The following is a 26,986-nucleotide window of genomic DNA, read 5'->3' as shown; positions in this document are numbered from 1 at the left end:
TTTTTAGGAAAGCACCCTGTTTGGTTCCAGTATATCCAAAATACTCTGTGCACTCTGAAGAGGATAATATCGCGCTACATTATGAACGTGATCCTGTCGCTTGCGAACGATTTCCGGAAATTCGTGTAACAGCCGGTTCATCCATTTAACGACAACATCCAGCGAAGTAATCGGTTCTCCGAAGCCTTGAGCCGTAAAGTATTGGCAATTTTCTTCTTCCTGTCCGGGGAGAGGTTTGTGAAACAACATCGGAATCCCTTTTGCCAGCCCCTCGGTGCATGTCATTCCGCCGGGCTTGGTAATAAGCAGATTCGATACCTCCATTAATTTGTCGATTTCCCGCGTAAACCCGAAAATATGAATATTCGAATGATCGAAGCGGGGGTCCATCTGCATTTTACGACGAATTTTATCATTATGACCCAGACAAAAAATAAATTGAATGTTTTCTCTCCAATGGGTAAGCGAGCGATGAATGACTTCATCGTTCATCAGACCCCAGCCGCCGCCCATAACGAGCACGGTGGGTATCGGCTTAAGACCGAATTGGTCCCGTATTTCGTCGTGCCCCGGATGCTCCCAGAAATTTGGATGAACCGGAATACCCGTGACTTGAATTTTCGACATAGGCACTCCACGTACGCGCAATTTGCGCATGACCTCAGGCGTAGATACAAAGTACCGGTCAACCTCGGGACTGATCCATGTTCCATGCGCATCGTAATCTGTAATGACGGTACAAAGCGGGACATGAACGCCCAAGCGCTTCAAACGTGAAATCACCGCACTTGGGATGGGATGAGTGCATACCACCAAATCAGGACGAAGCTGCCGGAGAATGTTACGGGTCTGTGTGTAGAACAGACGATGCAAAGCGAGCGTTGTAAGACGGTTTAATGATTTTTTATACTGATGACGGTAAACCATTCCGATCAGGCGAGGCTGCGATATGATAGTCTTCTTGTACGCTGTAATAATGAGCGGAGCCATTCTCGGATTCAAAAAGCTCCCCAATTCCAGCACTCTGGTCTGCACATTCGGAGAAAGCTTGCGCAAACTGCTTGAGAGCGCGTACGCAGCTTGAGTATGTCCGGCACCGAAACCTTCCGATAATAATAACACTCGTTTTTTAGCCACTCTCATTTCACCTGTTCCTGCTGAGATGTTCTCAATCATACCATATCGGCTTTAAGGCCAGAATGCAACCGTCCCTATTGCCGCAGATGTGCCGATGACCGCTCCTGCGAGTACGTCCGTAGGATAGTGGAGCCCCAGGTAAATCCGGGAAAAACCCACAATCAGCGCGACAGGCAGCAAAAGCAGTGTTAGTATGGGTGACTGTAGCATAAATGGAACGGTCACTGAAAAAATAGCGGTTGTATGCCCTGAAGGAAAAGAATGATCCGACAGGGGATTACGGAACGTATTCGTATCTGGCAGTGCCAGGTACGGACGAATCCGCGGGTATAGCTTCTTGGCGATGGCTACAGGGATGTGGCTGACTCCGAGCGCGATAGCCCCCTTCATACCGGATTCCTTCCATGGAAGCGGAGCGAGCAGCCATACAAGCAGTGTGGAGGTGATTGTAAAGGTCGCCCCACCCAGATGTGTAAGATAATAAAGCCAGAAGTTCAAAAAACGATTGTGTAAGCGCCCGTTGATCCATTTGAACAACTGCTTCTCCAGATTTACAAGCTTTACGACTAGACGTTGCATTTGGTTTCCTCCGGTTGCCGGCCGGGTTGGTCGGCAAATATTTTGAATCACTTGGACAGAATCAGGCGATAAGTAATTATTCTCTTGCTCTCATCATATTTTTAAACGCTGCTCATTTCAAGAATCACCACTTGTCTGGTTCAATTCTACACAAAAATGTTAATGGAATATAAGTTAAATTGTATAACTTTCTTTGCGTTCATCCGTCTAATACGATAGAGTATTTAGAAGTGGCTGTTAAATGGCCCACAAAAAGGAGGGACTAAAGAAATAAAAAGTTAGCAAATAGATGAAAATAAGACCTACCGTCATGAATGAAAGGCTCAGCGTCGCATTCCTGGTTTAAACGGGAGTTAGTCGTGTTTTTTTGCTGCTGAGACCAGTTTAAAGGCTTTGACAAAAGATTGAAAACCAACGAAAATCGTAATGGCATTCCTGTGTCAGCCAAAAGGGGGCTGCGCACAGCTAATGAAAAAAGCAAGGGTCGGGTCAAAAACTACAAAAAAGGCGCGCAAAGCGCCGCAACTTGCGCTACACAGATAGAAAACAAATAAACGCAAGATTTTTAAAGGGGTATAAAAAAGGGGGTAACAAGAGATTATGTTAGACGCCATTTTCGTGACGTTCCAGATTATACTGGCGCTGATCGCGGCCTATCAATTTGCATTCTCCTTGTTCGGTCTGGTTCGCAAAAAAAGAAAAGAGCATGCAGCTCCGGAAAAATCATTTGCCATTTTGGTCGCTGCCCACAACGAGGAACAGGTTGTTGGAGCATTGATGGAGAACTTGAAGCAACTTGATTATCCAAAGGAACTGTACGATGTATTCGTTATTTGTGATAACTGCACCGACAAGACGGCGGACATCGTTCGCGCTCACGGCATGAATGCTTGTGAACGTACGAATCCGAATTTGCGTGGTAAAGGCTATGCCATTGAGTGGATGCTCAAGGAGTTGTGGGCTATGCCACGTCAATATGATGCGATTGTCATGTTTGATGCTGACAATTTGGCACATACGAATTTCTTGAGTGAAATGAACAACGATTTGTGCACAGGTGCCCGTGTTATTCAGGGATACATTGATACGAAGAATCCTGAGGATTCATGGATTACTGCGGCATACGGAGTATCTTACTGGTACATCAACCGTTTGTGGCAGCTGTCACGTCACAACCTGAACATGGCTAACTTCCTTGGTGGTACAGGCATGTGTTTTGAAACGAACCTGCTCAAGGAAATGGGCTGGGGTGCGACGAGTCTGGTAGAGGATTTGGAGTTCACCATGCGCTGTACGCAACGTAATGTATATCCAAGATTTAATTATGATGCCAAGGTATATGATGAGAAGCCGTTGACTTTTAAAGCTTCCTCCAGACAACGTCTGCGCTGGATGCAGGGTCACTTTACAGTCGCTCGCCGTTATTTCTTCCCACTGCTGTGGCAGAGCATCAAGCATAGAAGTCTGATTAAATTCGATATGGCTCTCTATGGTCTGAATGTGTATATCGTACTGCTTACCTTCTTGATGACAGTAGCGATGTGGGTGGATATTGCGTTCTTCGGGGGACCTAATATCGAAAATATCTATGTGCAATTTCCGGCCTGGACCGGTGTTATAGCAGTTGGGTTGAATATTTCAACCTTTGTGATTGCGATGATTCTGGAGAAGGTCACGTTCAAAAAAGTATATCTTTATTTGCTGCTGTTCCCTGTCTATCTGATTTCGTGGTATCCGATTACGTTCTATGCGTTCTTCACGCAAAACAATAAGCAATGGAGCCACACCCAGCACACGCGTGTCGTTCGGCTGGAAGAAGTTCAAAGTAAGCAGGGCTAAATGCAGATTAGGGTATGAATATTTCGCAGATCCCAAGTGTCAACTGTTTTGAATAAATGGTGTTGACACCCTGGAGAGTTGCGTGATATGATGTTTGAGTATGTTAATTGAAAAGATGGATTAACAAGTAGAAGGTCCGACTTCTCACCTGTCCGGTATTGCCGGCTGGTCTTGATCCAATGATTTGTGAATTGAACTTTCATGATGAATTGAGTATCAGACAGGGATGTCGGCTGCATAGTCGTCATCCCTTTTTTGTGCTTTAACACAATACAACAATAACAGGTTCTGGAGGTGGAGAGTTATTAGTAAGGAACATATGATCAATGATGAGATTCGGGTGAGAGAAGTACGTCTGGTTGGTGCTAACGGGGAACAAATCGGGATTACACCGACTCGTGAAGCTCTTCAAATGGCGATTGACGCAAACTTGGATCTCGTGAACGTGGCGCCTCAAGCGAAGCCGCCCGTGTGTCGGATTATGGATTACGGAAAATTCCGCTATGAGCAACAGAAGAAAGAAAAGGAAGCCCGTAAAAACCAGAAGATCGTTGACATCAAAGAGGTATGGTTCCGTTCCAACATCGAGGAGAATGACTACCAAACCAAGTTTCGCAATGTGGTGAAGTTCCTGAATGAAGGGGACAAGGTGAAATGCTCCGTTCGTTTCCGCGGTCGTGAAATTACCCATGCTAATGTGGGTCAAAAAATTCTCGAACGTGTGAAATTGGAAGTTGCTGATCTTTGTACCGTGGAGCGCCAACCCAAGCTCGAAGGACGCAGCATGATTATGATATTGGCTCCAAAGAGTCAATGACAAATTAAGGAGGAAGTTCAATGCCTAAAATGAAAACACATAGCAGCCTTAAAGGCCGCTTCAAGATTACTGGTACTGGTAAAGTAATGCGTTACAAAGCTTACAAAAACCACTTGCTTTCCCACAAATCCAAACGTGCAAAACGCGTTCTGGGTACTAACCCTGAGATGGCACCTGGGGACGTTAAGCGTCTGAAACAAGGTCTTGCTAACCTGAAATAGCACAAGCACGGCAATGAATTAAGCATAAACATTATTTGGGAGGTCTTTTGATATGGCAAGAGTAAAGGGCGGATTCGTCGTTCGTCGTCGTCATAAAAAAGTATTGAAGCTTGCTAAAGGTTATTTTGGTTCCAAACACCGCATTTTTAAAACAGCTAACGAGCAGGTAATGAAATCGCTTGTTTACGCATACCGTGACCGTCGTCAGACGAAACGTAACTTCCGCAGACTGTGGATCGTGCGTATCAATGCAGCAGCTCGTTTGAACGGTTTGTCTTACAGCAAACTGATGCACGGCCTGAAATTGGCTGGTGTGGACATTAACCGCAAAATCTTGGCTGATCTTGCAGTCAACGATATCAATGCGTTCAACTCTTTGGCAATTGTTGCTAAAGGCAAAATCAACGCTTAATTATTGAAATGAAGGCGTGGAAACCGCGAAAGTGGTTGAAAAGGTATCCCGAGCAGTATGCTGTGTAGGGATGCCTTTTTTTGTACATACTTAACGAAATGAAAAAAGTCCAAATTATTCAAAATACGAATAAACATGACGTATGATGACAGAATGTATGGATTTTGCAATAGGTGTAGCGCTTACATTGATAGGATTTCAAAAAAAATTGACCCAAGGTTATTAATCATCTAGATTTTAGTCGATCATAATTGTATAATCTCTAAAGTAAGTCTTCTGTACGATCTGTCTCGACAGTAAATGGCATGTATGACGTGTCCATTTTCAGAGAAAAGAGACAGTCCAGGGATCTAACACTAAGGGGGAACAGTATCAGCATGAAGAAAATGTTTAGTATGTCTTTGGTTATGCTGCTAGCGATCTCGGTCATTATCGCAGGCTGCGGTAACAAAAATCAAGGCGCGTCCAGTGCAAGTGGCGGAGACGCAGGTGGTTCTGCCAAAACATCCAATGTCCAAATCGGCATGGTTACAGATGTAGGTGGAGTAAACGACAAGTCGTTTAACCAATCTGCTTGGGAAGCACTGAAAGCTATTGAAAAAGAAACAGGCGCCAAGGCTAAATACCTGCAAAGTAAATCGGATCAAGATTATATTCCTAACCTGAATCAATTTGTTAAGGGTGGTTTTAAACTGACTTGGGGTATTGGTTTTAGTCTGGCGAATGCGATTGGACAAGTAGCGAAAGACAACCCGGACAAAAATCTGGCGATCATCGATAGTGTCGTAGATGCGCCTAATGTAAAATCGGTTGTTTTTGCTGAAAATGAAGGTTCCTTCCTGGTGGGAGTTGTAGCTGGTAAACTCACCAAAACAAACAAAATCGGTTTTGTGGGTGGACAAGATAGCCCGCTGATCAAACGTTTTGAAAAAGGCTTCGAAGCGGGTATTAAAGCAGTAAATCCAAATGCAAAATTGGAAGTAAACTACACAGGTGCGTTTGATAAGCCGGATCTGGGTAAAGCGGCGGCTGCAACGATCTACAACAGCGGTGCGGACATTATTTTCCACGCAGCTGGCGGATCAGGTACAGGCGTATTTAACGAAGCGCTCGCACGGAAGCAACAAGGTCAGCAAGTATGGGTTATTGGTGTAGACAAAGACCAATCGCTTGAGTTTGGTGACGACGTAACGTTGACTTCAATGGTCAAACGTGTGGATGAAGCCGTAAAACGCGTATCCCAGGAAGTCATCGACGGTAAATTTAAGGGCGGTATCGAAACGCTGGCTCTAAAAGACAACGGAATCGGCTTGGCGGATACATCCAGTAAAAACGTTCCTAAAGACGTGCTTGATCTCGTAGAACAATACAAGCAAAAAATTATTAAGGGCGAAATTACAGTTCCTTCGAAATAAGATTTGGCTTGCAAGATAAATAAAGGTGGCGACAAGGCTGGTTCACAAGACTAGCCTTGTTCTTACGTCTGGAGTTATACAGATCATAACGGTCAATCAGCTCATTGGAGCACATACTATAAAGTGTATAAGGGTGATCTCATGGATGCAGCGACCCCCGTCGTTGAGTTAAAGCAAATTACAAAACGATTCCCCGGCATCGTTGCCAACGACTCCATCAGCATCAAGCTGCAAAAGGGAGAAATTCATGCCCTTTTGGGTGAGAATGGTGCGGGTAAATCTACGCTTATGAATATTCTTTTCGGACTGTATCAACCGGATGAAGGATCGATAGAAATCGGTGGGAAACCAGTACAGATTGATAGCCCAAATAGGGCGATTGATCTGGGTATTGGCATGGTGCATCAGCATTTTAAGCTTGTGCAGCCGTTTACTGTCACCGAAAATATTGTCCTGGGCTCGGAGCCACGCAAAGGTCTGAAAATCAATTATAAAAAGGCTGCTGCCGAAGTACAGCGGTTGTCTGAGCAGTACGGCCTTCAGGTGAATCCGAATGCCAAAATTGAAGATATATCTGTCGGCATGCAGCAGCGTGTGGAAATTATCAAAACGCTCTACCGTGGCGCAGATATCCTGATTTTCGACGAGCCAACAGCGGTGTTGACTCCACAGGAAATCATTGAGCTGCTGGACATTATGAAGCGTCTGGTAGCTGAAGGCAAGTCCATTATTCTTATCACTCATAAACTTAAAGAAATCATGCAAATTGCAGATACAGTTACGATTATTCGCCGGGGTCAGGTCATAGATACGGTCAAGACATCGGAAACGACTCCAAATGATCTGGCGGAGAAAATGGTAGGCCGCCGTGTGTCCTTTAAAGTGGACAAGCAGCCTGCGAAGCCGGGACAAACCGTCCTGGAAATGAGCCATGTGGTCTCTAAAAACAAGGATGGTATTAGTGTTCTGAATGAGCTGAACCTGCAAGTCAAGGCAGGTGAGATTTTAGGAATCGCCGGAGTAGATGGCAATGGACAGAGTGAGCTGATTGAAGCTTTGACTGGTTTACGTAAGGTTGATGGCGGGCACATCCGATTGCTCGGACAAGAAATGACGAATCAGTCGCCACGTAAAATTTCAGAGGCAGGCGTTTCGCATATCCCGGAGGACCGGCATAAGCACGGGTTGGTACTCGATTTTTCCATGAGCGAAAACATGGTTCTGGAGACGTACTATCAGGCTCCTTACAGTAAAAAAGGCTTTTTGAACAAAGAGGCTATTGATAAGCAGGCGAAAAGTCTCATTGAGAAATTTGATGTGAGAACACCGGATATTCATACCAAGGCAAGAGCGTTATCCGGCGGTAATCAGCAAAAGGCAATCATTGCGCGTGAAATCGATAAAAACCCAGACCTGCTCATTGCGGCCCAGCCTACACGTGGGTTGGATGTTGGAGCGATTGAGTTTGTCCAGAAACAACTGATTGCCCAGCGGGATCAAGGTAAAGCAGTATTGCTCATTTCCTTTGAGCTGGATGAAATTATGAATGTATCCGACCGAATTGCTGTCATTTATGAAGGCAAGATTGTTGGGGAAGTGCTGCCGGAAGAAACGAATGATCAGGAATTGGGACTGATGATGGCCGGAAGTGCAGTGAAGAAAGGAGTAGAGAATGGCTAACCTATTGAAAATATTTACAAAAGACTCCTTTGTTCTGGCGCTGGTCTCTATTATTTTGGGTCTTCTTCTGGGTGCTGTCGTGATGCTGATTGGCGGCTACGATCCCATTGTGGCGTATTCTGCACTATTTAGCCGTGTGTACGGAGACTCATACAACTTTGGTGAGGCTATCCGTGAAATGACTCCACTGATTTTGACGGGATTGGCATTTGCTTTTGCGGCTCGTGCCGGATTGTTTAACATCGGCGGTGAAGGTCAATTTCTGGTGGGTATGACTGCTGCTTCGATTGTGGGCATCAAGCTGCATGGACTGCCTGCTATTATACATGCGCCGCTGGCGATCATTGCCGGGGCGGTATTCGGTGGTCTATGGGCTGCAATTGCTGGCTATTTGAAGGCCAAGCGTGGCGTTAATGAGGTTATCACCTGTATTATGATGAACTGGATTGGTCTGTATTTGGCTAACCTGGTGATTAACCAGTTTGCACTCCTGCAGGGTGAAAATCGTTCCGTGGATATTCAGCCTTCCGCTTCGATTTCGATTGAATGGCTGTCACAGATGATGGGAAATGCCCGGGTTCATTGGGGGACGGTCATTGCTGTGCTGGCGGCGGTGTTTTTCTATATTTTCATGTGGAAAACCAAGCAGGGCTACGAGTTGCGTGCTGTCGGATTTAATCAGGATGCATCCCGCTATGCAGGTATGAATGTGAATCGCAACATCGTAAAAGCGATGTTCATTAGTGGTGTTTTTGCCGGACTGGCGGGTGCCTTTGAAGTGCTGGGGGTATTCCATTATCAATCCGTCATGGCAGGATCGCCGGGAACCGGCTTTGATGGTATCGCGGTGGCGCTCATTGGGATGAATAATCCGTTCGGTGTGCTGCTTGGCTCTGTTTTGTTCGGAACGCTTACGTATGGTTCTGCGGGGATGAGCTTTAGCGCGGATGTGCCGCCCGAAATTATTCGGATTGTCATCGGCTCGATTATTTTCTTTATTGCAGCCCAGGGAATTGTACGTTGGGTTGTGAAGCCGCTCTACTCCAAGCGGAAGAAAGAGAAGGTGTTGTAAAATGAGTTGGTTAACACTTGGTGAATTAATCCATACAACGCTCGTTTTTGCGACGGCGATTATATTTGCGTCTCTCGGCGGAGTTTTTTCGGAAAAATCCGGTGTGACGAACCTCGGGCTGGAAGGTCTTATGGTGTTCGGGGCGTTTGCGGCGGGTGTAGGCGGATTTTATGCGGAACAAGCAGGGCTGGGGGGAACCTCTGCCGCTTGGGTAGGTGTGCTGTCGGCGGCGGTATTCGGCATTTTGGTTTCGCTGATTCATGCTGTAGCCTCGATTACGTTTAAAGCCGATCAGGTCATTAGCGGGATTGTTATCAACTTTTTGGCGGCAGGCAGTACGCTGTACATGGTTAAGCTTTTATTTGAGGGTGATGGCGATACTGGGCGAATTCAGGGGTTTAGCGAAATATCCATTCCCTATCTAGTAGATATTCCGATTTTAGGAAAAGCCTTTTTCCAAGCCTATCCAACGACCTATTTGGCCATATTATTAGTCATTATTGGATATTTTACATTGTATAAAACGCCGTTCGGCTTGCGTTTGCGTTCTGTGGGAGAGCATCCGGGCGCTGCGGATACCGTTGGTATCAAGGTAAATCGCCTGCGTTATATCGGGGTCATGATCAGCGGCGCGTTGGCTGGTATTGGCGGAGCTACGATCACCTTGACGACGACAAATATGTTTTCGCATAATACGGTATCTGGTCAAGGATATATTGCCATTGCCGCTATGATTTTCGGAAAATGGAACCCGCTCGGCGCTTTTGGCGCAGCTGTGTTCTTTGGCTTTTCTCAGGCCATTCGCAACTATGTGCAGTTGTTCGCATGGTCGCAAAGTATTCCCCAGGAAATTATTTTTATGCTGCCGTATCTCCTGACGATTATTGTGCTGGTAGTGGCTGTAGGGCGCTCGCGTGCTCCCGCTGCTTTGGGTCAGCTCTATGATCCAAGCAAGCGCTAATTTTACAGGGACAGTTAAAAGCTGTTTGTCTTGAAATCTGAAAATTGCATTTGTTCGCAAATCCGGTATCTGCATTCGCAGGTGCCGGATTTTTTTAGGTTGTGCAGGCATTCAAACATACGCTTCTGGCATGGATGGAATAGACTGTGCTATGCAGATTGGACGAACGCTCGGCCCCTATCAGCTCCAGTCGTTTTGTGGTGGCGGTGAGCTATCAAGGAGCCGTTCAATCTGTCCATCCGTTGAGAAAGAAGGAGGAAATACGATGAAACAGGCAGTAACCAGAAAGCAGGTGGAGAAGCTTGTCGGCAAAGTCATTCTGGCTACTCGCAAGGATGGTTCCCAGGTCAGCGGCAAGCTGATTCGCATTTCGGGTAACCGACTGATTCTTCAGCCCAATCGCAAGAAAAAGGTAAAGACAAAGGCAATTATTCCCTTGGTGCTGTTCGATTTGCTTGCCATCGGCACAGCTCCTTACGTTGGTGCATATGGCGGTTACGGAGCAGGTTATGGGGGACCAGGATATGGCGGGCCGGGATACGGTGGACCTCAGTACGGCCCATATACAGATGGAGGATACCCTGGAGAAGGTTATCCGTTTTACCCCAATTTATTCTAGGATATTGGAATGATGAGCTGTAGGAGGCACTCTTTCACAATGCCTTTTCAAGTTCATGGCATCTGCTCAGGGAGACGTATCGTAGCATTTGATAATGGTTACGCAGATAAAAGCGGATTCCACGGATATTGTCTTCGTCTACCATGACTTTTGCCCGCTTGCAGCGTCGTAGACATCCGTATTGCTCGGCATGCTCCAGCAGTTTTTTTCCGTAGCGCTGGCCTTGATAAGACGAAGAGATTGCAATCAAATCAATATACATCAGCTCTCCATGCAGCATGACATGAATGAAGCCGACAGGCTGCGCATTATCCGGCCTGCAAGCGACAAAAGTGATGCCCCGGTTTAAGCGCCGGGGTAATTCTTTACGAATTTGATCCATTTCTTGTGCGCTTAAATGCGATAGGGGAACAAGCTCTTGCTCGATTAGTCGAAGGATCATGCGGTCATCCTGAGCGCTGCGTTTGCGGATCATAAGCGGGCCTCCTTTTCCACCCTTTTAGCAAGGCAAGACGCAGCTTTGGAGGTGCGCACAGTCTCGCCGTGTGGTCTTTTTTATAATATGCGGATACCTCATGGAAGCGTGCGACTCAGAGGTACCCCGGAGAAAAAACATAAATTTTTATGAAATCTGGGTATTGACTATCCCAGATGGGGGACATATAATGTGTCTAAACATTTGAAAGAATGACATGAACTCAACGGCAATGAAAAGGACGAAGTGATTAGGGCTCTTTTGTTCAGAGAGTGAGGCATTAGCTGCAAGCTTCACCAAAATCCCTTTTTAACGAGCTCACCTTGGAGCTGTTTTCCTGAAAAGTATTTGAGCCCGCCCGATGATATTTAGCGGTGCGCTGAATCACCTATTAGGGAAAATCGTACGGTCTACGTTACAGACGCCAGATATGGAGATCCTTTGTGATTTCTGTACCTGCCAAGGTTCGATATTGCGAAATATCGGGCAAATACGGGTGGTACCACGGAAGCTACAGCCTTTCGTCCCTCAGTAACAGCAAGTCTGTTCTAGGGATGGAAGGTTTTTTTGTTTTTACAAATGTCAGATGTATGTAAATTTTGTGAAGGAGGATGACCAATGAGTGCACAAATTCCTGAAGTTCGGTCAACCGATGAATTACGTGAAAAGTGGATGAAACCTGAAGTGATTACAGGTTCGGAAATTTTGCTCCGTAGCCTGTTGCTGGAGGGAGTAGATTGTGTCTTCGGATACCCTGGTGGTGCAGTGCTTTACATTTATGATGCCATGTACGGCTTTGAGGATTTCAAGCATGTCCTCACCCGTCACGAGCAGGGAGCCATTCATGCGGCAGATGGTTACGCACGTGCCAGCGGTAAAGTCGGCGTCTGTATCGCGACTTCCGGACCTGGAGCAACCAACCTGGTAACCGGCATTGCGACGGCTTTTATGGATTCGGTGCCGTTAGTGGTCATCACGGGTAACGTTGTATCTTCCCTGATCGGCACGGACGCTTTCCAGGAAGCCGATATCACGGGAATCACGATGCCGATTACGAAGCACAGCTATCTGGTAAGAGATGTAGAGGATCTGCCGCGAATCATTCATGAGGCGTTCCATATTGCCAACACGGGCCGCAAAGGTCCGGTACTGATTGATATTCCGAAGGATATATCGGCAGCCCAAACGCTATTTGTTCCGCAAACGGGACCTGTGACCATGCGAGGTTATAACCCGAAGGTATTACCAAACAAAATTCAGCTAGACAAGCTGACTCAGGCTATTGCTGAAGCGGAACGCCCATTTATTCTGGCAGGTGGCGGGGTTGTATACTCCGGCGGACATGAGGCACTTTACGAGTTTGTTCGCAAAACGGAAATTCCGATTACGACAACATTGCTGGGATTGGGCGGTTTCCCAAGTGGTCATGAACTGTGGACGGGAATGCCGGGGATGCACGGAACGTACACCTCCAATCTGGCGATTCAACAGTCGGATTTGCTAATCTGTATCGGTGCCCGCTTTGATGACCGGGTGACAGGCAAGCTGGACGGCTTTGCTCCTCACGCCAAAATCGTCCATATTGATATCGATCCTGCTGAAATCGGTAAAAACGTACCGACAGACATTCCGATTGTAGGCGATGTGAAAGCGGTACTGGAATTGCTGAATCAGGATGTGAAACGCGCGAATCGAGCGGATGCATGGAGAGCGCAAATTCAACAATGGAAAAATGAGAAGCCTTATTCTTATAAGGATTCGGATACAGTGCTTAAGCCACAATGGGTTGTCGAGCTGCTGGATGAAACGACCAAAGGCGGCGCAATCGTAACGACGGACGTGGGTCAGCATCAAATGTGGGCGGCGCAGTATTATAAATTCAATCAGCCGCGCTCATGGGTAACATCCGGTGGACTAGGTACGATGGGATTTGGTTTCCCTTCCGCGATCGGCGCTCAGATGGCGAATCCCGACAGACTGGTTATCTCGATTAACGGAGACGGCGGTATGCAGATGTGTTCGCAGGAGTTGGCCATTTGTGCAATCAATAACATCCCGGTCAAAATCGTAATCATCAACAATCAGGTGCTGGGGATGGTTCGACAATGGCAGGAATTGATCTATGACAATCGCTATAGCCATATTGATCTGGCCGGAAGCCCGGATTTTGTGAAACTGGCTGAAGCATACGGCGTAAAAGGACTGCGTGCTACGAATAAGGAAGAGGCACGTCGGGCTTGGCAGGAGGCGCTTGATACACCCGGACCGGTCGTTGTCGAGTTTGTGGTCAGCAAGGAAGAGAATGTATATCCGATGGTGATGCAAGGTTCGACGATTGATCAAATGCTGATGGGGGACGAGTAAAATGACGATTAAAAATACCATTGCTGTACTGGTAAATGATCATCCCGGCGTTTTGCAGCGTGTGTCCGGCCTGTTCGGTCGCCGTGGTTTTAACATTGAGAGCATTACCGTGGGTCAATCGGAGGAAGCTGGATTATCCCGTATGGTCATTGTGACCATAGGAGATAAGAACAATCTGGAGCAGATCGAGAAGCAGCTTTACAAGCTGGTTGATGTAATCAAGGTTATTGATCTTAGCTCCAAGCCGATGGTTGCGCGGGAGTTGGCGATGATTAAGGTGAAGGCAGAACCACCTCAGCGGCCAGAAATTATGGGCGTCGTGGAAACGTTCAGAGCAGCCGTAGTTGATGTTGGAACGACGAGCTTGATTGTTCAGGTCATTGGTGATACCGAAAAAATTGATGCCATGATCGAGTTATTGAAGCCTTACGGTATTCGTGAGCTGACCCGAACCGGGGTTACAGCCATGATACGTGGCAATGCTTAATACGGAGCTTTAACGAATTACCGCTTATAGCGCATTACATCAATAAAGAACCGCCCTCATAAGAGCGGGGGCTCGAAGAGATTTTCAAGTTTTGGTAACGAGGCAGAGTCTCTTGGAGTACCCGCTCATTATGAAGGGTCCAATTAAAAGGAGGAAATTAACCATGGCAGTTACAACGTACTACGAAAAAGATGCAGAGCTCAGCGTATTGAAAGGAAAAACGGTTGCCGTTATCGGTTACGGTAGCCAAGGACATGCTCAAGCACAAAACTTGCGTGACAGTGGTCTGAATGTTGTTATCGGTTTGCGTGAAGGTAAATCAGCAGATGTTGCAAGAAACGACGGTTTTGAAGTTCTGAACGTGGCTGATGCAACGAGCCGTGCAGATGTGGTTCAAATTTTGTTGCCGGATGAAACACAAGCTTCTGTGTACAAAAATGAAATTGAACCTAACCTGAAAAAAGGCGCAGCTCTTTTATTCTCCCATGGTTTCAACGTTCATTTCGGACAAATCGTTGCTCCTAAAGATAGCGATGTATTGCTGGTTGCTCCAAAATCCCCAGGACATATGGTACGTCGTACCTATGTAGAAGGCTTTGGCGTACCAGGTCTGATCGCAATCGAGCAGGATGCAACAGGTCAAGCAAAAGAAATCGGTCTTGCTTATGCCAAGGGTATTGGCTGTACACGTGCAGGCGTGATCGAAACCTCCTTCCGTGAAGAAACGGAAACGGATCTGTTCGGTGAGCAAGCGGTATTGTGTGGCGGCGTGAGCGCACTCGTTAAAGCAGGTTTTGAAACGTTGACTGAAGCAGGATATGCTCCTGAAATGGCTTACTTCGAATGTTTGCATGAGCTTAAGCTGATCGTTGACCTGATGTATGAAGGCGGATTGGCAACAATGCGCGATTCCATCAGTAACACAGCGGAATATGGCGACTATGTAACTGGACCACGTATCGTAACAGAAGATACGAAGAAAGCAATGAAAGACGTATTGACTGACATTCAACAAGGTAAATTTGCTCGTGACTTTATCCTTGAAAATCAATCCGGACGTGCATTCCTGACGGCTACTCGCCGTAATGAAGCTAACCATCCGATTGAAGTGGTGGGCGGACAATTGCGTGAAATGATGCACTGGATCAAAAAATAAGATCTTTTTGTACAACGAGTTCGAAAACATGATTCATTTATAAGGTAATCTTACAATGCGGCCCTGCTTATTGCGTGAGCCGCATTGTAATTTAATGCTTCTATCCTAAGGGAGGTGCGTTGCGTTGCGCAAAATATATATATTTGACACAACGTTGAGAGACGGAGAACAGTCACCTGGTGTGAACTTGAATACCCGCGAGAAAGTAGAGATCGCCTACCAGTTGGAAAAGCTGGGTATCGACCGTATGGAAGCTGGCTTTCCGGCTGCTTCTCCGGGTGACCTGGCTGCTGTCAATGCAGTCGCCAAGGCTGTCAAAAATTCAACGGTTATTGGTCTTTCGCGTGCGAGGGAACAGGATATTGATGCGGTCCGCGAGGCACTTAAGGGTGCTCAGGACCCATGTATCCATATCTTTTTGGCAACTTCTCCGATTCACCGTCAGCATAAGCTGCGGATGGAGAAGGCACAGGTATTGGAGACTGCCCGTTCAGCCATTCGTTACGGGTTAAAATATTTGCCCAAGGTAGAGTTTTCCCTGGAGGATGCAGGTCGTACAGAGCTTGATTTTGTAGTGGAAATGGTCACCATGGCTGTACAGGAAGGTGCGTCTGTCGTCAATATTCCAGATACCGTGGGTTACTTGACCCCTTATGAATACGGCAACATTTTCAAGCATATTAAGGAAAATGTGGTTGGTGTGGAAAAGATTCAATTGAGCGCACATTGCCACAACGACCTGGGAATGGCTACGGCGAATACACTGGCTGCGATCCTGAACGGGGCGGATCAGATTGAGGGTACCATTAACGGTATCGGTGAACGTGCCGGAAATACCGCTATTGAGGAAATTGCAATGGCGCTGGAGACGAGACAGGAATTTTTCCATGCCAAAACGTCTCTGCAACTGTCCGAGATTGCACGTACGAGCCGGTTGGTCAGCCGTCTGACGGGTATGGTCGTGCCAGGCAACAAGGCGATTGTTGGAGCGAATGCTTTTGCGCATGAATCGGGTATTCACCAGGATGGCATGTTGAAGGAAAAAACGACCTACGAAATCATGACGCCGGAAAGTATTGGTCTGAAGGAAAGCAAGCTGGTACTGGGCAAGCATTCCGGTCGCCATGCTTTCCGCGAACGTTTGATCGAACTGGGCTACGAATTGAGCGAAGAGGAGCTGAACCGCTCTTTCGGACAGTTCAAGGATTTGGCTGACAGGAAGAAAGAAGTATCGGATGATGATATTCTGGCGTTGCTGGAAGAAAAACTGGCCGATTCACCGGAAGTCTTCAAGCTGGAAACGATTTTCGTAACCTATGGCAACGAGGCTACACCTTCCGCCAAGGTACGTCTGGTTACCGACGAAGGTCAGGTTATTGAGACGGAAGCTGAAGGGAACGGTTCGGTCGATGCGATTTACAATGCGATTGACCAAGCCAGCAGAGAGGCAGTCGTTCTTTCGGATTACTCCATCAAGTCTGTTACCCAAGGTAAGGATGCTCTGGGTGAAGTGCATGTCGTTTTGACCCAAAACGATCTGTCTGTACAGGGACGTGGGGTAAGCACTGACATTCTGGAAGCAAGTGCCCGCGCTTATGTGGATGCATTGAATGGCTTGATCGACAAGCGTAAAACCTATAGCAATCGTGTAGATTACAAGTCCTAAGGATTGCAGATCAAGCAATTTGGAGTTTACAGGATCGGGTATTTCCGGTCCTGTTTTGTTTTGTCTTACTACAGATTTTCAGCTTATAGGCTAAGCCTATTAAATTGATAGATTCTATATCTTGGTCAAAGCCCTGTCATGTATGTTACAAAGAAGGTATAAATAATACGCCCGTAAGGCTGTAAAACAAGAGGAGTGTACGTGATGGCAGACGTGAAAAAGATTGCGGTAATAGCTGGGGACGGAATCGGCCCGGAAGTGGTCGCTGAGGCAGAGAAAATTTTGAAGCGTACGGAGGAAGTGTTTGGCCATTCATTTGAAACGGAGCATGCACTGTTCGGTGGAATTGCCATTGATGAGAAGGGTACACCATTGCCGCAAGAAACGCTGGCTGTCTGCCAATCTGCAGATGCCGTACTGTTGGGAGCCGTAGGTGGTCCCAAGTGGGATAACAATCCGAAGGAGCTTCGCCCTGAAACAGGGCTGCTGGGGATACGCAAAGCGCTGGGCCTGTTCTCCAATCTTCGTCCGGCTGTCGTCTTCGATTGTCTCAAGGACGCATCGACACTGAAACCTGAAGTGCTGGAAGGTACGGATCTGATCGTTGTGCGCGAGCTGACAGGTGGCATCTACTTCGGTGAGAAGTTCAGACGTGAAAGCCCGCAGGGTGAGGAAGCTGTCGATACATGCGCATATAATGTAACGGAAGTGGAGCGCATTGTTCGCCAATCTTTCGAAATTGCACAGAAGCGTCGCAAAAAGCTTGCATCAGTTGACAAGGCCAATGTGCTGGAAACTTCCCGTTTGTGGCGCGAAGTGGTTAACCGGGTCGCCGTGGACTATCCGGATGTTGAGCTGGAGCATGTACTGGTTGACAACTGCGCAATGCAATTGCTGCGTCGCCCGTCCAGCTTTGACGTCATCGTGACGGAAAATATGTTCGGCGATATCCTCAGTGACGAAGCGGCTATGCTGACTGGTTCCATCGGTATGCTGTCCTCTGCTTCTCTCGGAGAAGGCAGCTTCGGTCTGTACGAGCCGGTTCACGGCTCAGCACCGGACATTGCGGGTCAAGGACTTGCTAATCCGATTGCTACGATCCTGTCCGTTGCTTTAATGTTCCGTATGACTTTCGGATATGAGAAAGCTGCTGACGCCATTGAGAAGGCGGTAGCAGAGGTACTGGATGCCGGACATCGCACAGCCGATATCGCGGTGGATAAATCCAAGGCCATCTCGACAACACAAATGGGTGATTTGATCGCGGCGGCTATTCGATAAAAGCTTAGCGGCTTCCTTGAAATAAGGTAGCTGATTATACAGCAAGTGCATGATACAGCAGCTCCTGAGCCATCAGGGGCTGCTGTTATATCCGGAAGTGTACAACCTGATGAATGTGTATAAAATGTGAATTTTTAAAAGCTAGTTTAAAGTAATTCTAAAAAAGTAATGGTTACAATATTGACTTTGATTTCTGCGAATGATAACATTTATCAAGTAGGTTGTTTTAATACAATACAGATGATTGAGGAAAACACATTTGATGTTTTTCTTACATATTTTAAAAGGAGGATTTCATATTATGGCAGAAAGATTGGTAGGAAGACCCGCACCTGATTTTGCATTGGAAACAGTGACTGGAGACGGTCAAGAATTTGGTTCGGTGAAGCTTTCCGATTACCGTGGCAAATGGCTCGTATTCTTCTTCTATCCACTGGATTTCACTTTTGTGTGCCCAACAGAAATCACAGCATTGAGCGATGCTGCTGACCAATTTAAAGAGCTGGATACTGAAATTCTGGGTATCAGTGTAGACTCCGTACACAGCCACAAAGCATGGATCAACACTGCTAAAGAAAACAACGGATTGGGCAAACTGAACTTCCCGTTGGCTTCTGATATCACTAAAAAAACAGCAAGCGATTATGGCGTTCTGATCGAAGAAGAAGGAGTTGCATTGCGCGGCTTGTTCATCATTGATCCTGAAGGCGAATTGAAATATCAAGTGGTTAACCACAACGACGTAGGTCGTAGTGTAGAAGAAACATTGCGTGTACTACAAGCTTTGCAATCCGGCGGCTTGTGCGCAATGAACTGGAAACCAGGCGACAAAAACCTGTAATATAAGCTTTAGAAGAAGTTGAACATTAAACTTGCAAGCCCCCAACAAGCGGTTTTTTACCGACATTGGGGGCTTGCTTGCCTATGTTATGCAGGAAAAGAGTCTATGATTATGTGTGTTTGAAGTGAACAGTGCAGGGTGAAATAAGAAATAATTGTGGAAATGTTACTGTGTTTTGGAGGAATTTCAACTGGTGAAAGCGAATAAGGTAACATAGAGGATAAACAAGGCAGAACAGGTTTTGTTCAGAGGAGGCTGAGCCCGGATGAGTTATTGCTGTGGAGCAAGCATGGTAGGAACCAAGGGAACGCTGAAGCATTACCGCACCCAAGTCCATAATGTTCCTTTGCTGTTTTGCCCGGTATGTCGTCGCATTGAGGTCCATTATAAAGTCGAGAATGAGTATGAAATTTTGGCTGAGTATGCACATGGAGACGGGGCAAGCGAGATTGATTTTCAGGACTACGTCATGGAAGATGATGATACGATATTTGAGAATTGTGTGAATCGGGAGAGTGAAGATGCGTTTGAAATTGTGAAGCGCCAAATTGACATGTCCCTGGATTTATTGATGGTAGCTAAACAGATGAACGATGAAAAATGGCAGGGAGAGCTCAAGAGAAGACTGGCTGTTATGAGCCAGAGACGCTCTCGGCTTCAGCATAATAAGAGCGGCAGTTGACATCCTACACACCAAAGAAGCTCTCACACCTGGAGAGCTTTTTTGGTGTGTAGGGCGCTTATTCCTAACTTATTATTTCGTTTTTGGTAATGTTGCGCAGATATTATGACGAAAGAAAACAGGATAAAAATGTGAATTCGACACTTTTTCCGGTTGACTGGAATCCTAAGTCTTGTCTATCATAAAATTAGACTCTCAATTGGACAGAGATGGTCGGAATTTTATGAATCTGTTTTCTAACCGTTGAAGGGTAGTCGATAGATGATGTCTTTCTCTTCTTCAATAATGTTAAGCGTCCGATACGGCCAGTTTATCATTCCGAAACAAGGGGGAAGCCTGGCATGATCAGTGAATTCCAAGAGGCCTTGCTTGATACCGTGGGAGCTTGTCCTTCCACACAGATCGCCAATAACAAGTATGAAAATGTGCTGGAGAACCTGGATAGTGGTATCATGCTGTTTGACAGTGACGGGGTACTGACCTTTATTAACGTGCAAATGGCCAAACTGCTGGAACTGCCGCGTAGTTCGCTGGCAGGTCGCAACTTGATGCAAATTTTGCATCATCCCGAGTTAAGCCGATTTAAGAAGAAGAAAATTATGCGAATATACAAAGAGACCATCTTTCATAGAAAGCGCTATCATGAATTGATTGATGAGTATGGCCGGCATTGGTTGATTACGGTGACCTACGGGGATCAGATGGATGGCGACTTTTTGTTCAGTGTCAAGGATGTGTCGGATTATAAGCAAATTGAGCAGACGGCGTATCAAAATGACAAGCTCGCGATGTTAGGACGCATTTCCGCCTCGATTGCTCATGAAATCCGTAACCCGCTTACCGCCATCCGGGGCTTTATTCAATTACTGCGGCCGCATCTGGTGGAACTGGGAAGAGATGAGTATGCTCGTATTATTTTGACAGAGATAGATCGCGCGAATGACATTATTTATGAGTTTCTGAATTCGTCCAAGCCTTCAGCTCCGCAAAAAACCGCTGTACCTGTGATGGGTCTGCTGAAAGAGGTTGTGATGCTGACCGAAAGCGAGGCGCTGATGAAGGGTTGCCAGATCGCGCTGGATGAAAATAGTACGCTCATGAAGGTTTCCATTGATGTAAAGCAAATTAAGCAGGTCATTCTCAATATGATCAAAAATGCAATGGATGCCATCGAAGGTATCGGAGAAGACCGTGAGGGATGCATTGATATCCATACGGTGCTGGAAGGTTCGTATGTTCATATTTGCATTGAAGATAACGGTTTGGGAATGGATCACAATACATTATCACGTTTATTTGATCCATTTTTTACAACGAAAGAAAGTGGTACCGGCTTGGGACTGGCAGTGAGCTATCGGATCATCAAAAATCACGGGGGCTTTATTCATGTAGACAGTACACATGGAAAGGGGACACAGTTTAAAATCACGCTTCCTGTAGTTTAGTGTTCTGGGACTTTCACAAAGGGATGTAGTAGGTACTGATTCTTTTGTGTTGTACAGAACTGGGGCATAGGTATCACTCATTTGAAAAAGACCGGATAGAGCGCATGATCTGAAGAGATGATGCGCTTTTTTGGTTCTGGAAGCTTATTTATTTGCGTAAATACGAAAATGAAATAATGAATATAAGACTAAAAAATGATTCACCTTTCACAGATTAAATGTTATTATGTACCATAATCCGTATTTATTTTTGATACTAAAGACTTAAAAAACGGCTTCCAAAGCTGTCAAACGTCTTAGATGATCGGAATTTCCGATATGCAGGGGGCTGAAGAGGCTGAATGAGTACACGGCTGGAAGTAAAGAAAACGATAGGCATCGTCATTGCTGCGCTAGTTCTGTTTGTTTTGGTTCAGTTATTTCATGTAACTTTGAATAAGCTATACTCCCATAATGTTTTTTTCTTGCTATACCCCATTGCAGGATTCGTCTGTGCGGCGATCTGTTTCTCTATTTTTTATCAATCCTGGTCGGTTTTGCTGGAGCAGTTATCCTGGCAGAGACTTCTCATCGCGCCCACATTTCTGGTGGCTGGTTTGCTTTACCTTGTTCATATCGTCTCGTTTAGTTTTGTTAGCCTGACGGACTTTGTTTTGTCTCCGGATATTTCGCTGTGGCTTCTTTATGTGAACCGTGTCTTCACCTCTATTATGCTTATAGTCATTTGCTCCCTCCCTTTTAGAAAAGCCGAATCAGGATACAAGAAAACCGTTTTATGGATAGGGATATGTTTTACTTTGCTGATCCTCGGGACCATTCAGATATACGAGTCGCACTTACCGGATCTGCGTATAAGTCACGAGAGGATCTTGAACTGGGTTATCCTGTTTCTGCTTGTATCCAATTTTATTTTAGGTGCACGAAAATATTCCCGACATCTCCCAGCGGAATTTGGTATGTTGCTTATGCTTCGTGGGATTGGGCTGTGTATCGTGAGCCAGTTGTTTTATTTGTCCTCCCGGCAAATGAGTGATATAAATCACCTTATGGGACTTTTGATGAGTGCTATTGCATTCTATGATCTGCTGAGCGGATTGGTTCGGCTAATGGTCCTTGTTCCATACCAGGAAAAGAAGGCGGCAGAATCTGAATTTAATTACATAGCCTATTATGACGATATCACAGGGCTGCCGAATCGTCGGCGTCTTTCACAACGTCTCGAGCAATCTCTGCGCAATTCATTAAAACCCGATGAAACCGCAACTCTTTTAATACTGAATATTGACCGATTCAAAACCATTAATGATTCGCTGGGGCATACGGCAGGGAATTATTTGCTCTATGTTGTAGGCGAACGCTTGGAGCATTTTTGCCGTGAAGGCGAGGATGTTTTCAGCATGGGCGGAGATGAGTTTGCGTTTCTTCTCACGGGCTACAAGGATATAGATGCCATGAAAAATCGTATTGATGATATGGTAAAGTTATTTGAGCAGCCTTTTGATATTAATGGTGAATATTATCATGTTATGGTGAGTATGGGAATAGCTTTGTACCCACTGGATGCCACTCAGGGTGAGCAGCTCATTCAGCACGCGGATACCGCTGTTCATAATGCCAAGGAGCAGGGAGTGAATTTTCAGCGGTATACCAGTGGCATGCAGATGCGTGCACAGGAAAGGCTCCAATTGGAAAATGATTTGCGGCGCGCGCTCGAAAATGAGGAATTTTCACTGGTGTATCAACCGCGTGTTCATTTGCAAAGCGGTGAACTGACGAGCTTGGAGGCACTGGTGCGTTGGAATCATCCTCATCGCGGAATGGTGATGCCGGGAGATTTTATTCCGGTGGCCGAAGAAAGCGGCCTGATCGTGCCTTTGGGGGAATGGGTGCTACGGGAAGCGTGCCTGCAAAACAAGCTCTGGCAGAAGGCCGGATACCAGCCGATTCCGATATCGGTGAATCTATCCATGCGCCAATTTCAGCAAAAAAAGCTGGTGGATGTGATTCGTGGCATTTTGACCTATACGGAACTGGAACCGTGTTATCTGGAGCTGGAGATTACAGAGAGTATGACTTTTGATAAGGATCGAGCCTTTGAGCAACTGAAAAAATAAAAGCTATTGGTGTCGCAATCAGCATCGACGATTTTGGAACAGGCTATAGCTCGTTGCATTATTTGAAAAATCTTCCGATTGACCGTCTTAAAATTGACCGTTCCTTTGTCAATGAGGTGCTGGTCGACAGCAAAAATGCGGCTATTGTGTCGACCATTGCCTCCATGGCCCACCATTTGAAGCTGAAGGTTACGGCTGAAGGAGTGGAAAATGAGGGTCAGCTCCAATTTTTACAGGCTCAGAATTGCCATGAGGGACAAGGCTATTATTTCAGTCGGCCCATTCCGGCGGAATCCTTTGAAACTTGTTTTTGCGCAAACCTATGAATTGGCTGGTTCAGGATGGTATGTAGTTTGCTTGCAATTTACAGGCAGGTAAGTTATACTAGATAACATCCTGATTCTGCTGGTTGACAACATTTTGATTGTGTCATATATAAGAATTGAGATATTCTAAAGTGCGGGTGTAGTTCAATGGTAGAACTTCAGCCTTCCAAGCTGATAGCGTGGGTTCGATTCCCATCACCCGCTTTGCCGTAAAATGCTCGAAACCCTTGCGGCGCAGGGTTTTTATTTTTGCCCATAGCTCGACGTATGACAGACTCCTTTTAAATGGGGCAATTGGATTACATATAGATTAGCCGGGATGCCAATCGGGTGTCCAGGCTTGTTTGCGTTCTTACGAAATTTTTACACTATTAACCGGGGGCATCCAAATTTGCTAATCATAAGTACGGCCTCATTCTGGGTTATCCTGATGATGGCAATAAAAGCTACGATGGCTTACCTCATATCACTATCGCCAATAATTATTTTGAAAATTTGCAAGTTCGCGGGCCCGGGCTTATGAGATATGGATATTTCCATGTTAAAAATAATTACATCAATAATTTTCAGTTGGCCTACACGATAGCTACGAATGCAAGAATCTACTCAGAGTACAACTATTTTGGAAAAGGTAGCGAAAAAGGCGGCATTCTGGATGATAAAGCAAATGGTGAATTTAAAGACGTGGGCAGCTTTCCAACCATCACCAATCAAAAGTCGCGAGTGACCAACTGGAATCCGAGCAAGAACTACAGTTATCAAGTTCAAACTCCTGAATATACAAAGGAATTTGTAACTAAATATGCAGGCTCGTCCAATACAACCCTGGTATTCGGAAAATAATTTTGATGCACAATGGATTTGCAAATACGTTCTGATCTGCTATACTGGCTGCAAGCAAGTATTCCGTGAAAAGGAAGGTAACTATACGTCCGATGAAGTAAGCACACTGATTTTCCCCATAAACTGCACAGTTACTGGCAGGCGGCTGTATGCTGCAACGGAAGAAGTGTGTCTGAAATGAGGTTTGGGACGTATACGTTTGCTCCGTAACGGGACTATGCTTTTTTCCGTTTACGGTTCTCTTTCTCACAAACGTATGTTCTGAAACGATTCATAGCAGTCATTCTATATTCCTTGTATGCAAGCCGCAGCCTTCTGCGGCTTTTTTTATTGCTTTCGGTATTGAAACCGGACAGGGAAAGGATGATTACCATATGAAAACCATTTTGCGTATCCGCAATGTGATAAAGGATTGGAACGGAACGTCTTTGTTTGAGAATGTATCGATGGATGTGACGGAGGGGGAACGACTCGCCCTGTTCGGAAGAAATGGAGCAGGCAAAACGACGCTATTGCGGATACTGTTAGGCGACGAGGCGCCGACTTCAGGTAAGGTAGAGCATGAATTACCGCTGGAGGAGCGGGGCTGGCTGAAGCAGCAGGACACCATTCAATCCGCCCGAACTGCACTTGAGGCGGCACAGCAGGCCAGTCCTGAGCATTGGCGAGTCAGGATGACGCTGAAGCAACTGGAGGCCGAAATTTCCCATAAGGGAGAGGAAGCAGAGCGTCATCTAGAGCAATATGGCGAGCTGATGGATGAGTACGAGCGGCTGCAAGGTTTTGCGTGGGAGTCCGAAGTGGAAAAGGCGCTGACCCGGATGGGCATGCCTGCTGAGACGTGGCCTATTGCCTATGGTGACCTGAGCGGAGGGCAGAAGACGAGAGTGCGGTTGGCCGGACTGATGGTCAGACAGCCGAAGCTGCTGGTGCTGGATGAACCGACCAACCATTTGGATGCCGAAAGTCTGGTTTGGCTGGAGCAGTGGCTGTCCACATATCAAGGGACGCTGTTGTTTGTATCGCATGACAGAGCCTTTTTGGATCGGGTAGCTACAGGTATATGTGAGCTGACGTCAACGGGCATTCGCCGCTATAAGGGTGGCTATACGGAATATAAGTCGCATAAGGAGCGGGAGCTGCGGGAGCAGGAAGCCAACTATCGGAAGCAGGAACTGGCACGGCAGGCGTTGGAGGAGACGATCCGAAATTACCGGGAATGGTTCCATCAGGCGCACCGGGCAGCTTCCAATGTGGAAATGGCCGTTACGCAAAGCTTTTATAAGGCCAAGGCTAATAAAAATATTTCCCGTTATCATGCGAAGGAGAAGGAGCTGGAACGGCTGGAGGCCAACCGGGTTGAGCAGCCGCGCGAAGTAGCATCTTTGCATATGAAATTAAGTGACAGCGGGTTTCAGGCCAAATATCTGCTGCGCGCCGAGCATGTCTATTTTAGCTACGACGACCATACCATTGTACAGGATCTCAACCTGAACATTGCACGTGGCGATCGCCTGGCTGTTCGGGGGCCGAATGGGATTGGCAAAACAACGCTCCTACGGCTGTTGACGGGTCAGCTGGAGCCGTATAAGGGTAAGATCACAGCGAATCCACAGCTGAAAATCGGATATTTTTCACAGGAACTGGAGCAGCTTCCAGAGGATCAGACATTGCTGGATAGTTTGCTTGCGCTCCCCACCATGACGCAGACGGAAGCGAGAACGGTGCTGGGATGCTTTCTTTTTGCCAGAGAAGATGTGTTCAAGAGGATCGGGACGCTTAGTATGGGTGAGAGATGCAGGGTGGCCTTTCTACGCTTGTATTTTAGCGGAGCCAGCCTGCTGGTGCTGGATGAGCCGACCAATTATTTTGACATTGAAACCCGTGAGATTGTAGAGGAGTCCTTGCGCAGTTACGGCGGGGCGCTGGTGCTTGTCTCGCATGACCGGGAGCTGGTGCGCCGGACGGCAACCCGTTTGCTTGATATGCAGCCTGGAGGCGTTTATGAAATCTACGAAGGGACCGCCGACGAAAAGCAGGAAGATCAGCAGAGCCGTCAACAGGAACCAGAGGATCAGGAGCAGCGTGAGGAGCGTCTGCGATTGCAGTTGCGTCTTACGGAACTGATGGGTACGGTCGGGCTGGACGATGAAAATGAGGAACTGTTGTCGGAAATCAGGCGTATTCGTGCCAAACTGGATCAGTCGGATTAAACGGCTGCGTCAGAATGGGTAAAACCGTATGCCCGGCTTGCCAAAGCGCTAGGGTTTGCATATAATAATGAGCAATAGTTCGAAATTTGAAAATGTCTTGATGGAGAAGAGTAGGCAGTGTCTGATTGAACAGGGAGGAAGCGCCGTAGGATTGAGAGCGTTTCTGCAAAACAAGGCTGTTGAAGTTCGCTCCGGAGCAGTTCCTTGAACCTCGTATGCCATTTGTAGATGGCAAGCGGGCAAGTAGGGGATACCGGTTCACGACCGTTACAACGTGCAGAGCGAGATGATCATGCAAAGCATGCATAAACCTGTACTGTCGAATGGCAGAAATTGTCGAA

General features: G+C 46.5%; 23 protein-coding genes, 1 tRNA gene and 1 pseudogene. 22 read left to right on the top strand and 3 right to left on the bottom strand.

Annotation, left to right across the window (positions count from 1 at the left end; all coding sequences use genetic code 11):
* Positions 1 to 3: 3 nt before the first annotated feature.
* Both ASL14_RS04270 and ASL14_RS04265 read right to left on the bottom strand, forming a co-directional pair.
* Entirely contained in the window at positions 4 to 1,137 is a 1,134-nt protein-coding gene (locus ASL14_RS04270) for an MGDG synthase family glycosyltransferase (RefSeq protein WP_412177978.1), read from the bottom strand.
* 51 nt (positions 1,138 to 1,188) lie between these two features.
* Positions 1,189 to 1,716, bottom strand: coding sequence for a phosphatase PAP2 family protein (locus tag ASL14_RS04265; RefSeq protein ID WP_044646674.1), 528 nt, complete (start codon positions 1,714 to 1,716; stop codon positions 1,189 to 1,191).
* Between the two features lie 600 nt (positions 1,717 to 2,316).
* Here ASL14_RS04265 and ASL14_RS04260 point away from each other — a divergent pair.
* The 9 genes from ASL14_RS04260 (at position 2,317) to ASL14_RS04220 (ending at position 10,752) form a co-directional block, all read left to right on the top strand.
* Positions 2,317 to 3,555, top strand: coding sequence for a glycosyltransferase family 2 protein (locus ASL14_RS04260; RefSeq protein ID WP_134910575.1), 1,239 nt, complete (start codon positions 2,317 to 2,319; stop codon positions 3,553 to 3,555).
* A gap of 319 nt (positions 3,556 to 3,874) precedes the next feature.
* Positions 3,875 to 4,372: a translation initiation factor IF-3 gene (infC, locus tag ASL14_RS04255; RefSeq protein WP_134910574.1), complete on the top strand. Its 498-nt coding sequence runs from the start codon at positions 3,875 to 3,877 to the stop codon at positions 4,370 to 4,372.
* A gap of 20 nt (positions 4,373 to 4,392) precedes the next feature.
* The gene (gene rpmI / locus ASL14_RS04250) at positions 4,393 to 4,593 is read left to right on the top strand and encodes a 50S ribosomal protein L35 (RefSeq protein ID WP_013309379.1); all 201 of its coding nucleotides are present in this window, start codon (positions 4,393 to 4,395) and stop codon (positions 4,591 to 4,593) included.
* 52 nt (positions 4,594 to 4,645) lie between these two features.
* Positions 4,646 to 5,005 (top strand): 50S ribosomal protein L20, encoded by a 360-nt coding sequence (gene rplT, locus ASL14_RS04245; protein WP_044646672.1) that lies wholly within the window; start codon positions 4,646 to 4,648, stop codon positions 5,003 to 5,005.
* A 377-nt stretch (positions 5,006 to 5,382) separates the two neighbouring features.
* The gene (locus ASL14_RS04240; RefSeq protein ID WP_134910573.1) at positions 5,383 to 6,420 is read left to right on the top strand and encodes a BMP family lipoprotein; all 1,038 of its coding nucleotides are present in this window, start codon (positions 5,383 to 5,385) and stop codon (positions 6,418 to 6,420) included.
* 141 nt (positions 6,421 to 6,561) lie between these two features.
* Positions 6,562 to 8,100 (top strand): ABC transporter ATP-binding protein, encoded by a 1,539-nt coding sequence (locus ASL14_RS04235; protein ID WP_134910572.1) that lies wholly within the window; start codon positions 6,562 to 6,564, stop codon positions 8,098 to 8,100.
* The gene (locus ASL14_RS04230; RefSeq protein ID WP_044646669.1) at positions 8,093 to 9,172 is read left to right on the top strand and encodes an ABC transporter permease; all 1,080 of its coding nucleotides are present in this window, start codon (positions 8,093 to 8,095) and stop codon (positions 9,170 to 9,172) included. Before ASL14_RS04235 ends, ASL14_RS04230 begins: the two co-directional genes overlap by 8 nt.
* 1 nt (position 9,173) lies before the next feature.
* Positions 9,174 to 10,133 (top strand): ABC transporter permease, encoded by a 960-nt coding sequence (locus ASL14_RS04225; protein WP_044646668.1) that lies wholly within the window; start codon positions 9,174 to 9,176, stop codon positions 10,131 to 10,133.
* Positions 10,134 to 10,398: 265 nt separating this feature from the next.
* Entirely contained in the window at positions 10,399 to 10,752 is a 354-nt protein-coding gene (locus ASL14_RS04220) for a hypothetical protein (RefSeq protein ID WP_134910571.1), read from the top strand.
* Positions 10,753 to 10,786: 34 nt separating this feature from the next.
* Here the strand turns inward: ASL14_RS04220 and ASL14_RS04215 are convergent, their stop codons facing one another.
* Positions 10,787 to 11,227: a GNAT family N-acetyltransferase gene (locus ASL14_RS04215; protein WP_134910570.1), complete on the bottom strand. Its 441-nt coding sequence runs from the start codon at positions 11,225 to 11,227 to the stop codon at positions 10,787 to 10,789.
* A 618-nt stretch (positions 11,228 to 11,845) separates the two neighbouring features.
* On the opposite strand from ASL14_RS04215, the gene ilvB reads away from it, so the two are divergent.
* From ilvB to abc-f, 13 genes and pseudogenes are all read left to right on the top strand, one after another.
* Positions 11,846 to 13,591, top strand: a complete 1,746-nt coding sequence (gene ilvB / locus ASL14_RS04210; RefSeq protein ID WP_134910569.1) for a biosynthetic-type acetolactate synthase large subunit — start codon at positions 11,846 to 11,848, stop codon at positions 13,589 to 13,591.
* Between the two features lies 1 nt (position 13,592).
* The gene (ilvN, locus tag ASL14_RS04205) at positions 13,593 to 14,078 is read left to right on the top strand and encodes an acetolactate synthase small subunit (RefSeq protein WP_134910568.1); all 486 of its coding nucleotides are present in this window, start codon (positions 13,593 to 13,595) and stop codon (positions 14,076 to 14,078) included.
* 163 nt (positions 14,079 to 14,241) lie between these two features.
* Positions 14,242 to 15,234, top strand: a complete 993-nt coding sequence (gene ilvC / locus ASL14_RS04200) for a ketol-acid reductoisomerase (protein WP_014280566.1) — start codon at positions 14,242 to 14,244, stop codon at positions 15,232 to 15,234.
* Between the two features lie 124 nt (positions 15,235 to 15,358).
* On the top strand, positions 15,359 to 16,900 hold the full coding sequence (locus tag ASL14_RS04195; protein WP_134910567.1) for a 2-isopropylmalate synthase: 1,542 nt from the start codon (positions 15,359 to 15,361) through the stop codon (positions 16,898 to 16,900).
* Between the two features lie 204 nt (positions 16,901 to 17,104).
* Entirely contained in the window at positions 17,105 to 18,181 is a 1,077-nt protein-coding gene (gene leuB, locus ASL14_RS04190) for a 3-isopropylmalate dehydrogenase (RefSeq protein ID WP_134910566.1), read from the top strand.
* A gap of 301 nt (positions 18,182 to 18,482) precedes the next feature.
* Positions 18,483 to 19,022: a peroxiredoxin gene (locus tag ASL14_RS04185; protein WP_014280569.1), complete on the top strand. Its 540-nt coding sequence runs from the start codon at positions 18,483 to 18,485 to the stop codon at positions 19,020 to 19,022.
* A gap of 265 nt (positions 19,023 to 19,287) precedes the next feature.
* On the top strand, positions 19,288 to 19,704 hold the full coding sequence (locus tag ASL14_RS04180; protein ID WP_007429530.1) for a hypothetical protein: 417 nt from the start codon (positions 19,288 to 19,290) through the stop codon (positions 19,702 to 19,704).
* Between the two features lie 341 nt (positions 19,705 to 20,045).
* Complete coding sequence (locus ASL14_RS04175; protein WP_134910565.1) at positions 20,046 to 21,149, top strand: ATP-binding protein; 1,104 nt, start codon at positions 20,046 to 20,048, stop codon at positions 21,147 to 21,149.
* 341 nt (positions 21,150 to 21,490) lie between these two features.
* A complete protein-coding gene (locus ASL14_RS04170) occupies positions 21,491 to 23,263 on the top strand; it encodes a putative bifunctional diguanylate cyclase/phosphodiesterase (RefSeq protein ID WP_250636803.1) in 1,773 nt (590 codons plus the stop codon).
* Entirely contained in the window at positions 23,260 to 23,589 is a 330-nt protein-coding gene (locus ASL14_RS28965; RefSeq protein ID WP_335338621.1) for an EAL domain-containing protein, read from the top strand. Before ASL14_RS04170 ends, ASL14_RS28965 begins: the two co-directional genes overlap by 4 nt.
* A gap of 133 nt (positions 23,590 to 23,722) precedes the next feature.
* Positions 23,723 to 23,793 (top strand) — tRNA-Gly (locus tag ASL14_RS04165).
* Between the two features lie 180 nt (positions 23,794 to 23,973).
* Positions 23,974 to 24,432: pseudogene (locus tag ASL14_RS04160) on the top strand (pectate lyase family protein); the annotation flags it as partial.
* Positions 24,433 to 24,806: 374 nt separating this feature from the next.
* Positions 24,807 to 26,645, top strand: coding sequence for a ribosomal protection-like ABC-F family protein (abc-f, locus tag ASL14_RS04155; protein ID WP_134910564.1), 1,839 nt, complete (start codon positions 24,807 to 24,809; stop codon positions 26,643 to 26,645).
* The last annotated feature ends 341 nt before the right edge of the window (positions 26,646 to 26,986 follow it).

It is taken from the genome of Paenibacillus sp. IHB B 3084 (assembly GCF_001447315.1).
Classification (GTDB): Bacteria; Bacillota; Bacilli; order Paenibacillales; family Paenibacillaceae; genus Paenibacillus.
This window is presented reverse-complemented; position numbering and strand designations above follow the sequence as displayed.

Excerpts from the sequence above, each read along its gene's own strand:
- rplT (WP_044646672.1), top strand. The coding sequence starts at position 4,646 with ATGGCAAGAGTAAAGGGCGGATTCGTCGTTCGTCGTCGTCATAAAAAA.
- ASL14_RS04225 (WP_044646668.1), top strand. The coding sequence starts at position 9,174 with ATGAGTTGGTTAACACTTGGTGAATTAATCCATACAACGCTCGTTTTT.
- ilvC (WP_014280566.1), top strand. The coding sequence starts at position 14,242 with ATGGCAGTTACAACGTACTACGAAAAAGATGCAGAGCTCAGCGTATTG.
- ASL14_RS04230 (WP_044646669.1), top strand. The coding sequence starts at position 8,093 with ATGGCTAACCTATTGAAAATATTTACAAAAGACTCCTTTGTTCTGGCG.
- rpmI (WP_013309379.1), top strand. The coding sequence starts at position 4,393 with ATGCCTAAAATGAAAACACATAGCAGCCTTAAAGGCCGCTTCAAGATT.
- leuB (WP_134910566.1), top strand. The coding sequence starts at position 17,105 with ATGGCAGACGTGAAAAAGATTGCGGTAATAGCTGGGGACGGAATCGGC.
- ASL14_RS04185 (WP_014280569.1), top strand. The coding sequence starts at position 18,483 with ATGGCAGAAAGATTGGTAGGAAGACCCGCACCTGATTTTGCATTGGAA.
- ASL14_RS04235 (WP_134910572.1), top strand. The coding sequence starts at position 6,562 with ATGGATGCAGCGACCCCCGTCGTTGAGTTAAAGCAAATTACAAAACGA.
- ASL14_RS04240 (WP_134910573.1), top strand. The coding sequence starts at position 5,383 with ATGAAGAAAATGTTTAGTATGTCTTTGGTTATGCTGCTAGCGATCTCG.
- ilvN (WP_134910568.1), top strand. The coding sequence starts at position 13,593 with ATGACGATTAAAAATACCATTGCTGTACTGGTAAATGATCATCCCGGC.
- ASL14_RS04170 (WP_250636803.1), top strand. The coding sequence starts at position 21,491 with ATGAGTACACGGCTGGAAGTAAAGAAAACGATAGGCATCGTCATTGCT.
- ASL14_RS04215 (WP_134910570.1), bottom strand. The coding sequence starts at position 11,227 with ATGATCCGCAAACGCAGCGCTCAGGATGACCGCATGATCCTTCGACTA.
- abc-f (WP_134910564.1), top strand. The coding sequence starts at position 24,807 with ATGAAAACCATTTTGCGTATCCGCAATGTGATAAAGGATTGGAACGGA.
- infC (WP_134910574.1), top strand. The coding sequence starts at position 3,875 with ATGATCAATGATGAGATTCGGGTGAGAGAAGTACGTCTGGTTGGTGCT.
- ASL14_RS04175 (WP_134910565.1), top strand. The coding sequence starts at position 20,046 with ATGATCAGTGAATTCCAAGAGGCCTTGCTTGATACCGTGGGAGCTTGT.
- ASL14_RS04180 (WP_007429530.1), top strand. The coding sequence starts at position 19,288 with ATGAGTTATTGCTGTGGAGCAAGCATGGTAGGAACCAAGGGAACGCTG.
- ASL14_RS04265 (WP_044646674.1), bottom strand. The coding sequence starts at position 1,716 with ATGCAACGTCTAGTCGTAAAGCTTGTAAATCTGGAGAAGCAGTTGTTC.
- ilvB (WP_134910569.1), top strand. The coding sequence starts at position 11,846 with ATGAGTGCACAAATTCCTGAAGTTCGGTCAACCGATGAATTACGTGAA.
- ASL14_RS04220 (WP_134910571.1), top strand. The coding sequence starts at position 10,399 with ATGAAACAGGCAGTAACCAGAAAGCAGGTGGAGAAGCTTGTCGGCAAA.
- ASL14_RS04260 (WP_134910575.1), top strand. The coding sequence starts at position 2,317 with ATGTTAGACGCCATTTTCGTGACGTTCCAGATTATACTGGCGCTGATC.